Source organism: Nocardiopsis sp. L17-MgMaSL7, from assembly GCF_003182025.1.
Classification (GTDB): domain Bacteria; phylum Actinomycetota; class Actinomycetes; order Streptosporangiales; family Streptosporangiaceae; genus Nocardiopsis; species Nocardiopsis prasina.
Genome location: NZ_QGTF01000021.1, coordinates 21,500 through 34,971, shown reverse-complemented (window position 1 = coordinate 34,971; position 13,472 = coordinate 21,500). Strand labels below are relative to the sequence as shown.

Annotated in this window: 11 protein-coding genes; 7 read left to right on the top strand and 4 right to left on the bottom strand. The window is 72.1% G+C overall.

The window, feature by feature from the left end:
• The first annotated feature begins 455 nt into the window (after positions 1-455).
• A complete protein-coding gene (locus tag BDW27_RS25210; protein ID WP_110052093.1) occupies positions 456-1,061 on the top strand; it encodes an FHA domain-containing protein in 606 nt (201 codons plus the stop codon).
• A gap of 303 nt (positions 1,062-1,364) precedes the next feature.
• Here BDW27_RS25210 and BDW27_RS25205 read toward each other — a convergent pair whose 3' ends face one another.
• The 4 genes from BDW27_RS25205 to purN all read right to left on the bottom strand — a co-directional run bounded on the left by BDW27_RS25205 (position 1,365) and on the right by purN (position 5,151).
• Entirely contained in the window at positions 1,365-1,742 is a 378-nt protein-coding gene (locus BDW27_RS25205; protein WP_158543606.1) for a cupin domain-containing protein, read from the bottom strand.
• 359 nt (positions 1,743-2,101) lie between these two features.
• Complete coding sequence (locus tag BDW27_RS25200; RefSeq protein ID WP_110052090.1) at positions 2,102-2,959, bottom strand: bifunctional methylenetetrahydrofolate dehydrogenase/methenyltetrahydrofolate cyclohydrolase; 858 nt, start codon at positions 2,957-2,959, stop codon at positions 2,102-2,104.
• A 21-nt stretch (positions 2,960-2,980) separates the two neighbouring features.
• A complete protein-coding gene (purH, locus tag BDW27_RS25195; protein ID WP_110052088.1) occupies positions 2,981-4,543 on the bottom strand; it encodes a bifunctional phosphoribosylaminoimidazolecarboxamide formyltransferase/IMP cyclohydrolase in 1,563 nt (520 codons plus the stop codon).
• Positions 4,540-5,151: a phosphoribosylglycinamide formyltransferase gene (purN, locus tag BDW27_RS25190; protein ID WP_110052086.1), complete on the bottom strand. Its 612-nt coding sequence runs from the start codon at positions 5,149-5,151 to the stop codon at positions 4,540-4,542. The genes purH and purN overlap by 4 nt, the downstream gene beginning before the upstream one ends.
• A 329-nt stretch (positions 5,152-5,480) precedes the next feature.
• Here purN and BDW27_RS25185 point away from each other — a divergent pair, with 329 nt between their 5' ends.
• The 6 genes from BDW27_RS25185 (at position 5,481) to BDW27_RS25160 (ending at position 13,468) form a co-directional block, all read left to right on the top strand.
• Positions 5,481-5,873: a hypothetical protein gene (locus BDW27_RS25185; protein ID WP_049571931.1), complete on the top strand. Its 393-nt coding sequence runs from the start codon at positions 5,481-5,483 to the stop codon at positions 5,871-5,873.
• Positions 5,874-6,110: 237 nt separating this feature from the next.
• Complete coding sequence (locus BDW27_RS25180) at positions 6,111-8,282, top strand: YveK family protein (RefSeq protein WP_233515924.1); 2,172 nt, start codon at positions 6,111-6,113, stop codon at positions 8,280-8,282.
• Positions 8,279-9,691, top strand: coding sequence for a ligase (locus BDW27_RS25175; protein WP_233515923.1), 1,413 nt, complete (start codon positions 8,279-8,281; stop codon positions 9,689-9,691). Before BDW27_RS25180 ends, BDW27_RS25175 begins: the two co-directional genes overlap by 4 nt.
• Positions 9,688-10,911: a phosphotransferase gene (locus BDW27_RS25170; protein WP_110052082.1), complete on the top strand. Its 1,224-nt coding sequence runs from the start codon at positions 9,688-9,690 to the stop codon at positions 10,909-10,911. The genes BDW27_RS25175 and BDW27_RS25170 overlap by 4 nt, the downstream gene beginning before the upstream one ends.
• A 125-nt stretch (positions 10,912-11,036) precedes the next feature.
• Positions 11,037-11,912: a sulfotransferase gene (locus tag BDW27_RS25165; protein WP_110052080.1), complete on the top strand. Its 876-nt coding sequence runs from the start codon at positions 11,037-11,039 to the stop codon at positions 11,910-11,912.
• Positions 11,882-13,468 carry a lipopolysaccharide biosynthesis protein gene (locus BDW27_RS25160; protein WP_110052078.1) on the top strand — a complete coding sequence of 529 codons (1,587 nt, stop codon included), beginning with the start codon at positions 11,882-11,884 and terminating at the stop codon, positions 13,466-13,468. The genes BDW27_RS25165 and BDW27_RS25160 overlap by 31 nt, the downstream gene beginning before the upstream one ends.
• The last annotated feature ends 4 nt before the right edge of the window (positions 13,469-13,472 follow it).

The following is a 13,472-nucleotide window of genomic DNA, read 5'->3' as shown; positions in this document are numbered from 1 at the left end:
GCTGGCACAGACCGGCCACACGTCGAGGAGGAGCTGTCCGAACCGAACAGCATTCCAGTGTGGCTCGTGTTCCTGGCGGCTCCGGCCGCCCCGCACGAACAGGGGCGCCGTCATCCTGGAGGGGCCGCGTTCATTCTAGTGAACCCCAGAGCCGAAGCCCCAGGGCTCACGGAAACGGACTGGTCTCCTGCGGGGTCCTCTGATGACCGTTTCCCGCTTCCGGTTCGGTCACAGAGGCGTATTTCCACGCCTTATCCGCCTAACTCCGAAGTAAGCGCGTAGAACCCGTACCAGCCGGGTAACCCAGGTGGAGACGAGCGCACCGGTGAGCGAGGACCACCCCCATGAAGCCCACTCGACGTGTAGACCGATCGGCCACCCCCCGACAGCCACCCCTCCACCACCGTAGGCCGCACCCCCACCGACCGCGCCCCAGCAGCCCGGGAGGAGTCACCGTGGACGGTCCCTACCTTCGGTTGGAGGAGACCGGGGACATCCGCCCCCTCCCCCACGAGGTCACCACGATCGGCCGTGGCGAGGGCGCCGACATCCGGCTGACCGACCCCAGCGTGTCCCAGCTCCACGCCGAACTGGTCCGGCGCGGCCCCTACGTCTACGTCGTCGACCTCGGCCTGTCCCGCAACGGGACACGGGTCAACGGACGTCCCATCGCCCGCCGCGTGCTGGGGGAGGGCGACGTGGTGAGCTTCGGCAGCGCCCGCTGCCGGATCGGCGGCCTGCCCAGCGAACAGCTCAGCCCCGACATCGAACTCCGCAGGGGCGCCGCCCCCGAACTCACCCGCCGCGAACTGGACGTGCTGACCGCCCTGTGCCAGCCCGCCCTGTCCGAGGAGGCCTTCGTGGCCCCCGCCACCGCCCGCGACATAGCGGAGGCCCTGGTGGTCACCGAGGCCGCCGTCAAGCAGCACCTGCTGCGGCTCTACCAGAAGTTCCGCATCCCGGAGGGGCAGAACCGGCGCACGCGGTTGGCGAACGAAGTGGTCGCCCTGGGCCTGGTCCGTCCGATGCCCGTCGGCGGACGCACCCGCCGCGCGAGTTGAGCGGGGGGTGGGCCTTCGACGCCCACCCCCCGCCAGTGCCCCCTCTGAGCGCACCAACCGGCGCAACGGCACCGCGACCGCACCCTGATCACCACCGACCGGGGACGTGGAGCTGAAGATCCCCCGACTCCGGGCCGGGGCGAGTTCCTGCGCTCCTTGCCTGCTCCCCGCGCACGCGGGAATGGGCGGGGCGCGGCGGGCGCCGGGCCCGGTCTTCTCGGTGGGTCAGGTCAGGATGCCGGCTCTGCAACCGCCGCAGCCGTCATGGTCTGGCTCAGCACATGATCGCCAGGACAGGCTCTCTCAGGCGTATCTCGTGCGTTCATCTTCGAGGGAATCGGCCGCATAGGTGAAAACAAACTCCAAATCCACGGTGCCGGGGTTGGTGATCCCGTGAACGGAGTGCGAAGGGATGAAGACCATGTCGCCAGCTTCGATGTCGTGCTCAGTGCCAGCGAGGTGTACGACCCCGGAACCACTGAGGATGTAGTAGATCTCCGAGGCCGCATGACTGTGCTTGTGCAACGAGCCCCGAGGACGGATGCGACACGTCCCCGCAGTCAGTTCGTTGGTTGGGGTCCCGTCACCGATCAGGGTCGTGAACTCAAGCGTCCCGCGCTCATCTGACCATCGCTCAGTCGTTCCCTCCGTGCCGCGACGTACTACAGGTTGAATGGACAAGGCGGACTCCCTGATCGATCGCGGCGTGGTGGTGAACGCGCAACATTACAGGGCCCAAGTGTCGCTACCGCTGGTCACCAGCACTCCAGGCGACCTACGGAGGGACGCTGGAGGGCTACCCGTGTAAGCGCGTCAACGCCAGCAGGGTCAGCTGGTTCCAGCGAGAGGCCGAGCGAGCGCTCCCCCACGCCGGTCCGCCCTCTTCCGCCCCCACGGGAGCCTCGCTTCTGGCGATTGCGCGCTTGAGCGGCCTTGTCCGGGATGGTGCAGCCGCACACCAGGTAGGCCCGCAGCACCAGCGGAACCGCCTGAGGGGGCGGCCCCGTCCGGGACCGCCCCCTCAGAAAACCAACCCGGAACTAGAGTCCGGCGGCCTGGCGTTCTGCGGCCTCGACCACGTTGACCAGGAGCATGGCGCGGGTCATCGGGCCCACTCCGCCGGGGTTGGGCGACACGTGCCCGGCGACCTCGGGGACGTCCAGGGCGACGTCGCCGACCAGGCCGTCCTCGGTACGCGAGACACCCACGTCCAGCACGGCCGCGCCGGGCTTGACCATGTCCTTGGTGATGATCCCCGGCACACCGGCGCCGGCGACGACGATGTCCGCCCGCCGAGTGTGCTCGGCCAGGTCACGGGTGCCGGTGTGGCACAGGGTGACGGTGGCGTTCTCCGACCGTCGGGTGAGCAGCAGCCCCAGAGGACGACCCACGGTCACCCCCCGTCCCACCACGACGACCTCGGCGCCCTTGATCGGCACCTCGTAGCGGTTGAGCAGCTCCACGATGCCGCGCGGGGTGCACGGCAGCGGCGCCTTCTCCATGAGGACCAGCTTGCCCAGGTTGACCGGCTGGAGGCCGTCCGCGTCCTTGGCCGGGTCGATCAGCCCCAGCACCCGGTTCTCGTCCAGCCCCCGCGGCAGGGGCAGCTGCACGATGTAGCCGGTGCAGGCCGGGTCCTCGTTGAGCTCGTGGACGGCCTGCTCCACCTGCTCCTGGGTGGCGTCGGCGGGCAGGTCGCGGCGGATGCTCGCGATACCCACCTGGGCGCAGTCACGGTGCTTGCCGCGCACGTAGGAGTGGCTGCCCGGGTCGTCACCGACCAGGACGGTGCCCAGACCGGGGACGACGCCCTTCGCGTGCAGCTTCGCCACCCGCTCCGCCAGTTCCTCCCTGATGGCCTTGGCGGTGGCCTTGCCGTCCAGAACGATCGCGCTCATGCGTAGCTCCTCGCTGACTGGTTAGTGGAAGAAGTGGCGGGTGCCGGTGAGGTACATGGTGACCCCGGCCGCCTCGGCGGCGGCGACCACCTCGGCGTCGCGGACTGACCCTCCGGGCTGGACCACGGCGCGAACGCCCGCCTTGGTGAGGATCTCCAGGCCGTCCGCGAACGGGAAGAAGGCGTCGCTGGCGGCCACGGAGCCCCGGACACGCTCCCCGGCGCGGGAGACCGCGAGACCGGCGGAGTCGACCCGGTTCACCTGGCCCATCCCGACGCCCACCGTGGCGCCGTCGGAGGCGAGCAGGATCGCGTTGGACTTGACCGCGCGGACGGCCTTCCAGGCGAAGGCGAGGTCGGCGAGGAGCGCCTCGTCCGCGGGCGCCCCGGTGGCCAGCGTCCACGTGGCCGGGTCGTCGCCCTCGGCGTCGATGACGTCGGTGTCCTGGACCAGCAGGCCGCCACTGATCTGGCGGGTCTCCACACGCGGCCCCCGGGCGGGGTCGGAGACCACCAGCAGGCGGATGTTCTTCTTGCGGGACAGCGTCTCGACCGCCTCGGCGGTGAAACCGGGGGCGACGACCACCTCGGTGAAGACCTCGAAGATCTGCGTGGCCAGCTCGGCGCCGACCTCGCGGTTGGTGGCGATCACGCCGCCGAACGCGGAGACCGGGTCGCTGGCGTGCGCCTTGCGGTGCGCCTCGGCGTTGTCGGCGCCCACGGCGATCCCGCACGGGTTGGCGTGCTTGATGACGGCCACGCACGGTTCGTCGAAGTCGTAGGCGGCGCGCAGGGCGGCGTCGGCGTCGACGTAGTTGTTGTACGACATGGCCTTGCCGTGCAGCTGCTCGGCCCCGGCCAGTCCGCTGGCCGTGCCGTCGGTGTACAGCGCCGCCCTCTGGTGCGGGTTCTCGCCGTAGCGCAGGGCCGCCTGGCGGGTGTGCGCCGAGGCGCGGAAGGCGGGCCAGCCGGTGCTCTCGGCCTCGGCGTCGGGGGCGTAGGTGCCCGCGAACCAGTCGGCGACGGCGGCGTCGTAGGAGGCGGTGTGCTGGAACGCCAGCCCGGCCAGGTGCTTGCGCTGGTCCAGGGTGAACCCGCCCTCGCGGACCGCTTCGAGGGTCGTGCCGTAGCTGGCGGGGTCGACCACGATCGCCACGCTGCCGTGGTTCTTGGCCGAGGCCCGCACCATGGCGGGACCGCCGATGTCGATCTTCTCGATGCAGTCGGCCTCGGAGGCGCCGGAGGCGACGGTGTCGGAGAAGGGGTAGAGGTTGACCACGACCAGGTCGAAGGGGGCGATGCCCAGTTCACTGATCTTCGCGACGTGGTCGGGGTTGTTCTGGTCGGCGAGGAGACCGCCGTGCACGGAGGGGTGCAGAGTCTTGACCCGGCCCTCCATGATCTCCGGGAAGCCCGTGACGTCCTCGACGGGGGTGACGGGGACGCCTGCCTGGGTGAGGCGGGCCGCGGTGGAGCCGGTGGAGACGATCTCCACCCCGGCCGCGGCCAGGCCGACGCCCAGCTCCTCCAGGCCGGTCTTGTCGTAGACGCTGATCAACGCACGCCTGATGGCCTGCTGGGTCACCGGGACTCCTTCGTGTCGGTGCGGCCGAACCGCACGTGCCTGCCGTCGATGCTCCAGCCCTCACGGGCGAGGCGGCCGACCGTGTCGACCAGCATGCGCCGTTCCACGACCTTGATCCGCTCGTGGAGGCTGGACTCGTCGTCGCCGTCCTCGACGGGCACCGCGACCTGGTCGATGATCGGACCGGAGTCGACGCCCTCGTCGAGGAAGTGGATGGTGGTGCCGGTGACGCGGACACCGTGGGCGAGCGCGTCACGCACGGCGTGCGCGCCGGGGAAGGAGGGCAGCAGCGCCGGGTGGATGTTGACGGCCTGGTGGCGGCCGATCACGGCGGGTCCGAGGATGCGCATGAACCCGGCGGAGACCACGAGGTCGGGTTCGTGCTCGGCGATCCGGTCGGACATGGCCGCGTCCCAGGCGGACCGGTCTGAGAAGGAGCGGAAGGGGACGACGAACGCGGGAATCCCGGCCGCCTCGGCGACCTCCACGCCCCGTGTTCCCTCACGGTCCGTTCCCACTGCGACGACCTCGGCCCCGTACTCGGGGTCCTTCGCGGCTTCCATCAGGGCGGCCATGTTGCTGCCCGTCCCCGATATGAGAACCACCACTCGCGCGGACAAAGCGTGCGTCTCCCTCATGTGTAGAAGAACGGTGCGGGGACCGGGTCCCCACTCCCGGGGGCGCCGGGGGACGGCACAGCATCCGGGATGCGCGTACGCCTGGTACTGACGCCAGGCCTGGGCCTGATCGGCCCGTCCGCGTTCACACCCTATCGGGCCGGGTAGCGTCTACCTCACGCGGACCGGGCCGTCTCCGCCTCCGGTGGAGGCCTCGGAGGGGGCGTGCGGTCCCGTGCCACCAACACCACGCGATCCGCTCGGGCCCGAGCGGACCACGGCGCCCCACGGTGCGGGGGCGTCCCCGAAGGAGTGAACCTGTGACCGACAACAGCCCGGAGCCCCGTGCCGACGGCCAGCCGCCCAGGGTCGAGCGAGGAGGCCTGTGGGGGCTGTTCCTTGGTCTGGCGGGTCTGTTGTTCCCGCCCTACGGCGCGGTGCTGTCCGTGTTCGGTGTGGTGCAGGGGTTCCGCGCCCGTCGCGCGGCGCGGTCGAACGGGACCCAGGCTCCGGGCGCGCTGATGAGCGTGGGTCTGGGCGTGGTCGGGATCGTCGTCTCCGCCGCCATGGTCTCGGTCCTGTTCGTGTACCAGGAGCAGGCCTCGGAGTACCGCGACTGCTCCGCGAGATCCCACACGGTGTCCACGCAGAAGGCCTGCGACGAGGCGTGGGAGTCGGGGACCGGCCTGCCTCCGGTGATCGTCGGCGGCTAGGGCCGCATCGGTTGCGCTCCGTGAGGGGGCGGTGGGGTCACTCCCCACCGCCCCCTCTGTCGTTTCGGACGTGTTCGTCCGCTTAGGGGATGGATCAGCCCACGTCACCACCGGTTTGGGGACATCCTGCCCTGGGAAAAGAGCGGTTTCCCAAACCACCAGACACAGCCAAAGGGATTACACTTAGTATGCAATCGTTCACTAAAAGTGGCGCCATGTCTGCGTGGAGAGGACCCGATGGACAGCGACGTCCCAGGCCCGTCCGGACCGGAACTGAAGGAGTACACCGCGCTGCTGAGGCGCCGCTGGCGCCTGGTGGGAGCCGGAGTGCTCGGCGGGCTGGTCCTGGCCACCGCCGGACTGTTCGCGGTTCCGGCGACCTACACCTCCGTGGCGGCCGTGCAGGTCCACCCGACGGGGATGGCCGAGTTCACGGGGGAGAGGTCCGGCCGCCTGACCGGCGACGTCAACCTCGACAGTGAGGCCCAGGTGGCGGTCTCCGACCAGGTCACCCGGGGCATGGCCGAGGAGCTGCCGGGCACGCCCTCCCCCGCTGACCTGCGGGAGCGGATCGACGTCACCGTCCCCTCCAACAGCAACATCCTCGAACTCCACTACTCGGCCCGATCCCCCGAAGCGGCCCGGGACGGGGCCGACGCCCTCGCCGCCGCCTATCTGGACCACCGCAGCGAGCAGGCCCGCGCGCTGATCAACGGGCGGCTGGACGCCCTGCGCGAGGAACAGGAGGGCCTGTACGGGCGGCTCTCCGAGCTGGCCTCGGAGGGTTCCGAATCCGCGCAGGTCAGCGCGGAAGCCCAGGCGGACGCGCTGCGCCAGGAGATCAGCGACCTCGGCAACGGCATCAGCCCGCTGAGCGCCCTGCTGGAGACGGTCTCACCCGGCCAGGTGATCTCCCCGGCCGAACTGCCGGAGGCCCCCTCCTCCCCCGTGCCGCTGCTGTGGCTGGTCGCCGGTGCCGCCCTCGGTCTGATCGCCGGACTGCTGGCCGCGGTGGTCCGGGACCGCCTCGACCCGCGCGTCCATGACACGGAGGACACCGCCCGTGTCGGCGCCGTCCCCGTCCTGCTGGACCTGTCCGCCGCCAGGGCCGACCGCTCCGCGCCCTCCCCCGGGCTACTCACGGACGCGGATCCCGTCGGCCAGCGCGCCAACGAGTTCGCGCACCTGGTCCGCGCCCGTCTGACCGACCCCGTGGCCACCGCCGCAACCGTTGACGACACCGACGACCGGCCCGCACCCGGGCACGTACTCGTGGTCGCCGGGACCACCCCGGGGCGCGCGGGCACCGCCGCCGCCGTGAACCTGGCCTCCGCCCTGGCCCGGACCGGCTCCGAGACCCTGCTGGTCTGCGCCGACCCGCGAGCAGGCACCGCCGAGGAACTCCTCGACCTGCCGGAGGGCCCCGGCCTGGCCGAGGTCCTGGTGGACGGGGAGGACCCCGCCGACCTGGAGGCTCGCCCCACCGCCGTGCCGCGCCTGCGGGTGCTCCGGCACGGCCGCCCGGGAGCGGTCGCCCCGGTCCAGGGCGGCGCCGCCGAACTGGTGGAGCTGCTGCGCCCGCGCGCCGCGTTCGTGGTGGTCGTCACCGCGTCCGTGGTCGAGAGCGCCGACGCCCACGCCCTGGCCGCCTCCGCCGACCTCCTGCTGCCCGTGGTCGAGCTGGGTCGCACCCGGCGCGCCGACCTCACCGGCCTGGTCGCCGCCGGGACGAGGTTCGGGGTGACCGTTCCTGGCGCCGTGACCGTGCCGCGCCAGCCGAACCCGGCCGCCGCGTCCACGTCCCGGAAGTCCGACGAGGCTCCCACCGACACTGAGACCGCCGGAGTAGCGGAGACCACCGAGGCTGCCGAGGGCGCTGAGGCTGCGGGGTCCGCCGAGGCCGCAAAGACCGCCGACTCCAGCGAGGCCGCCGAAACCACCGGGGTCGCCGAAACCACCGGGGTCGCCGAGGCCACCGAGGTCGCCGGGGCCACCGAGGCAAGCAAGTCCACTGGTGTCTCGGAGTCCTCCGAGGGGGCCGGGACCGCCGGTGTCGCGGAGACCACCGAGGCTGCCGAGGGCGCTGAGGCTGCGGGGGCCGCGGGGTCCACCGAGGCTGCCGAGGTCGCAGAGGCCTCCGAGACCGCCGACACCAGCGAGTCTGCCGATACCACCGGGGTCGCCGAGGCCACCGAGGTCGCTGAGGCTGCCCGGGTTGCCGGGTCCGCTGAAGCCGCCGGGACCGCCGACTCCAGCGAGGCTGCCGATACCACCGAGGGCACCGAGACTGACGGCTCCTCCGAGGTTCCGGCGGGGTCCAACGGCACCAAGCCCGCCAAGGGCAAGTCCACGCCCGCGAAGAAGAAGTCGACCAAGCACAAGCCCGCACCCGCGGGGTCGCGGCCTTGACGGGCCGGGGCGCCGCCGTCGGCGGCCGACACGTGCCCGGTACGGCCTGGGAGGTCGCACCGCGACGCGGGGGCGCCCCGGTCTCCGGGTCCCCGCTGGTGTGGTTGCTGGCCGGGTATCCGTTGTGGTGGGCGCTGGGGATGGGCCAGTTCGCCTACTGGCTGTTCGCCGTACCCATGCTGGCCGAGCTGGTGCGCCGCCACCGGACGGTGGGTCTGCGGGTCCCGTCCGGTTTCTGGCTGTGGGGGCTGTTCCTGCTGTGGACGGTCCTGGGCCTGGCGCTGGTCCCGTTGGAGATGCCGGGGACGGTGCCGGAGAGCGGGGGCTACCCCGGAGCCCTGCTGCGGGTGATCAACTACCTGGTGCTCACGGTGCTGCTGCTCTACGTGGGCAACCTGACCGAGCGCGAACTACCGGTCCGCGTGGTGGTGTGGGCCCTGGCGGTGCTGTGCGTGGTGACCGTCGTCGGCGGTTACCTCGGGATGCTCGCGCCCCGGTTCGAGTTCACCGCTCCCCTGGAGTACCTGGTGCCGGGCTCCCTGGCCCAGGACCCCTACATGCAGACCCTGATCCATCCGGCGTCCGCGCAGATCATGGACGTGTTCGGCGGGATCGAGTCGGCCCGGCCCAAGGCTCCCTGGGAGTACACCAACGTGTGGGGCTACATGCTGTCCCTGCTGCTGGTGTGGGTCGTGGTGGGCTGGTTCGTCCAGGGTTCGGGGTGGGCCCGGCTGGGTGCCCTGGCCGTGCTCGCCGTGTCCGTGGCCCCCGTCGTGCACTCCCTGAACCGGGCCCTGTGGGCCGGGCTGGCGCTCTCGTTGGCGTTCGGCGCGGTGCAGGCGGTGCGCCGGGGCCGCGTGGTGCTGGTCGGCGCCGGGGCGGTGGCCGTGGTCGCGGTGCTGATCGCCTTGGCCCTGTCCCCGCTCGCGGACGTCGTGCGGGCCCGCGCGGACAACCCGCACAGCGACGGCGGCCGGGCGGCGACCAACGCCGCCTCCGTCGAGGCCGCCAACCTGTCCCCGGTCAACGGGTGGGGCACCACACGGGAGTCCCTGGGCAGCTCCGACTCCATCGCGATCGGCCCCACGGCCGAGTGTCCGGGCTGCGGCCAGCACGTGATCGGCAACGCCGGTCAGCTGTGGATCACCCTGATCTCCAGCGGCTGGGTGGGCACCGCACTGCTCTTCGGCTTCTTCGCCTGGGTGGCCTGGCGCCACCGGGCAGCGTCAACTCCGGTCGGCCAGGGAGCGCTCCTGACCGTCCTGCTTCTGTTCTGGTACATGTTCTTCTACGTCGCGCTCATGTCCCCGCTCGCCGTCACCATGATCGCCGTCGCCCTGCTCTGGCGCGGCGAGGAACCGGTGGTCCGACGCGGCGGGGCGGCGCGCACCGGCGGGGGTGCCTGGTGAACAGCGAGACCACCTATCTGACCGACCTCGCGGCGGTGCTGTGGCCCTGCGGTGGCCTGCTCGGCACCGGGGACGGAGCGGTGCGCCGCATGGCGTACCGCAACCGGGGCAACCAGTACCTCCCGGTGCCCAACGCGCACAATCCCCGGGTGATCCTGCCCGCGCACAACCGCTCGGCGGCCACGAGGGGGATCACCTCCTTCGCGCAGGGACACTCTCTCGGCGAGCGGCTGCGGACCCTGCTGCTGACCGGCGCCTTCGCCACGGGGGTGGCGCCGCTGCTCCTGCGCGACCGCCTGTTCGTGGGCGCGGGCCCGGGGATCGAGCACGCGCTCACCACGGCCCTGGACCGCGAACTGGCCATCGCGATCCACGTGGGCCCGCCGCGCGCCAACCGCAAACCGGTCCTGCTCCTGCTCACTCCGGGCGGGCGCACCATCGGCTACGCCAAGGTGGCCGTCAACGACCTCACCACACGACTGGTGCGCGCCGAGACCGAGGCCCTGCGCCACCTCGGACAGGCGCGACTCCGGGACGTCACCGTGCCCCGTCTGCTCTACGACGGCGAGTGGAACGGACACCCGCTGATGGTGCAGGAGGCGCTGCCGGTCGGCCATCAGACGGACCGGCCCACCCGTTACCAACTGCTGCGCTGCGTCACGCAGATCGTGGGGATGGACAAGGTGCGCGAGCGCCAACTCTCGGAGAGCCCGTACCTGAGGACCCTGGACGATCGCATCGCCCGGCTCGGGACCCGGCCCGAGGCCGCTCCCCTGCGCGCCGCTCTGCACCGGCTCCCCGACGTGTCCCTGCCCTTCGGGGCCTGGCACGGCGACCTGACCCGGTGGAACATCGCCAGCACCGCGCGTCGGGCCTTCGTGTGGGACTGGGAGCGACTCACCATGGACGCGCCTGCCGGTTTCGACGCCCTGCACTTCGACCTCAACGAGTGCGTGCAGGCCGGGGTGCACCCGGGGGTCCACCGGTGGCTGGACAGCGGTACCCGCCTGCTCCGCGACCCGCTGATGGCGACGTGCGGCCTACGCGAGCACGCGGTGTCCACCGTGATGGCGCTGTACCTGATCGACCTCGCCACGCGTTACCTGCACGACCGTCAGGCGGAGTCCGGCAGCGGCATGGCCGCCGTCGACGACTGGCTGCTGCCCGCGCTGGACGGGCTCCAGGAGAGAGCGGCCCACGAGGCCGCCCACCCCGTCTGACGGCCGCACCGGTCCGCCCCGATCCAAGCCACGAAGAAGCAGGCCGCGCCGCCCCGCGGCTGACCGACATCAGCCCCGGCCCCCCGTCCCCGGGACGGGGGCCACCCACACCCAAGGAGCTCGCGATGACCCGGGCCACCTCGCCCCTGAACCGCCTGGCCGTACCGGCACGGCGGGCCCTGCTCCCACTCGCGGACGGACTGGGCGGCGTCACCAGCGCCGCCCGAGCCGTACCCGACTTCCTCATCTGCGGGGCCCAGCGCTCGGGCACCACCTCGCTCTTCAAGGCCCTGTCCCAGCACCCGGCCGCGACCGGACCGGTCCTGCGCAAGGGCGTGCACTACTTCGACACCGGCCACCACCATGGGCCGGACTGGTACCGCTCGCACTTCCCGCTGCGCGCGTCCCTGCGGCCGTGGTGGGGGCGGCCCCGGGTCCGGGTGTTCGAGTCCAGCCCCTACTACCTGTTCCACCCGCTGTCCGCCGAGCGGATCGCCAAGGAGCTGCCGGACGCGCGGATCGTGGTGATCCTGCGCGACCCCGTCGAGCGGGCCTACTCGGCGCACGCCCACGAGACCGCGCGGGGGTTCGAGACCGAGTCGTTCGCGCGCGCCCTCGAACTGGAGGAGAAGCGGCTGGACGGAGCCGAGGAACGGCTCGTGGAGGACCCCGGCCACCACTCGCACTCGCACCAGCACCACGGATACGTGGCCCGGGGCCGCTACGCGGACCAGCTGGAGCGCATGGAGCGTGCCGTGGGGCGCGAACGCATGCACGTGGTGGACTACGCCGATCTGTTCGACGGCAGCCCCTTCGCCCTCGGCGGGATCCTGGAGTTCCTGGGCCTGCCGCCGGGGCCGGGGATCTCCCTGGGCAGGCACAACGCGCGCAAGCGCGCGGTGATGCCCGAGTCCCTGCGCGCCGACCTCACCTCGCGCTTCGCGGACAGTGACGCCCGGTTGACCGCCTGGTGGGGGCGCACCCCCTCGTGGTGCGCGTGACCCCCACCGGGACGCGTCCCGGGAACGGCCTGCGCCGGGTACTGCGCGGCGGCGCGGTGAACATGGCCGGCGCGGTGGTGAGCGCCGCGCTCAACCTGGCGCTGATCGTGGCGATCACGCGGGCGTTCTCGCAGGAGACGGCCGGGCTGCTGTTCTCGGCGACCTCCGTGTTCCTGATCATGGCGGCGGTGGCCAACGCGGGCGCCCCGGACGGGCTGGTGTACTTCATCGCGCGGATGCGGGTGTTCGGCCGCCCCGAGGCCGTGCCCGTGCTGCTGCGGCTGGCGCTGGGACCGGCGGTGTTGGCCTCCTGCGTGGTCGGGGCCGCGCTGGTGGTCTTCGCCGGGCCGCTGGCCGAGGCGCTGGGGTCGGAGGAGGCCACGGCGTACCTGTGGATGCTGGCGCTCTTCCTGCCGTTCGCCGTGCTCACGGACTCCGCACTGGCGGCCACCCGAGCCCACCACGACATGTCCGCGACGGTCCTGGTGGACAAGGTGGGCCGCCCGCTGGCCCAGCTGGGTCTGGTGGGGATGATCGCGCTCTCCGGTTCGGCCGGGCTGCTCGCCCTGGCGTGGGCCGGCCCGTACCTCCCGGCGGCGGTGCTGGCCTGGTTCTGGCTGGGGCGGATCGTGCGCCGGGCCGCGCCGGACGAGCTCCCGTCACCCGAAGCGCAGGACCGGGACGGCCGGGAGGCGCGTGACGAGCGTGACGACCGGACGGACCGGAGCGAGCGGGACGAGCGGGACGAGCGGGTCACCCCGGCGGTGTTCTGGGCGTTCGCTCTGCCCCGCGCCCTGGGCGGGGTCGCCCAGATGGGGGTGCAGCGCGGCGGGGTGGTGATGGTGGCGCTGCTGAACGGCCTCAGCGGCGCGGCGGTCTTCACGGCCGCCACGCGGATCATGGTCGTCGGCCAGTTCGGTACCCAGGCCGTGTTGAACGCGGCCCAGCCGCGCTTCGCCGAGCTCCTGGCCTCGCGCGACCACAACGCGGTACGCGCGCTGTACCAGGCGGGGACGGCCTGGCTGGTGTGCCTGAACTGGCCGTTGTACCTGTCCGCCCTGGTGTTCGCGCCCGAGGTCATGCGGCTGTTCGGGGACGAGTACGCGGCCGGGGTGGTGGCGCTGGTCATCGTGTGCGCGGGCCAGATGACCGCTCAGGTGCTGGGGATGGGCGACCTCGTCCTGACGATGACCGGACGCACCGGTCTGAACCTGCTCAACAACGTGATGTCACTGCTGGCCAACGTGGCCGTGTGCGTGCTCCTGGTCCCCGCATACGGGGCCGCGGGAGCGGCGGTCGCACTGGTGGCCTCCGCCATGGTCCGCAAGCTCCTGCCGCTGTGGCAGCTGCGCTCCCTGGTGGTGTTACACCCGTTCAGCCGACCGGTGGCGGCCGCCACGTGCAGCGCGCTGGTGTGGTTCGGCGCCCTGCCGATGACGATGGACGCGCTGACCGGCGGCGGGGTTCCGGTCCTGGTCGCGGCCCTGCTTGTGGGGGCGATCGGCCACCTCGGCACGATCTGGTGGCTGCGCGAGTCCCTCGAACCGCGGAGGTGAACCC

Bases quoted from the DNA above. Each gene is read 5' to 3' on its own strand.
- BDW27_RS25200 (WP_110052090.1), bottom strand. From the start codon at position 2,959: ATGAGCGCGATCGTTCTGGACGGCAAGGCCACCGCCAAGGCCATCAGG.
- BDW27_RS25180 (WP_233515924.1), top strand. From the start codon at position 6,111: ATGGACAGCGACGTCCCAGGCCCGTCCGGACCGGAACTGAAGGAGTAC.
- BDW27_RS25165 (WP_110052080.1), top strand. From the start codon at position 11,037: ATGACCCGGGCCACCTCGCCCCTGAACCGCCTGGCCGTACCGGCACGG.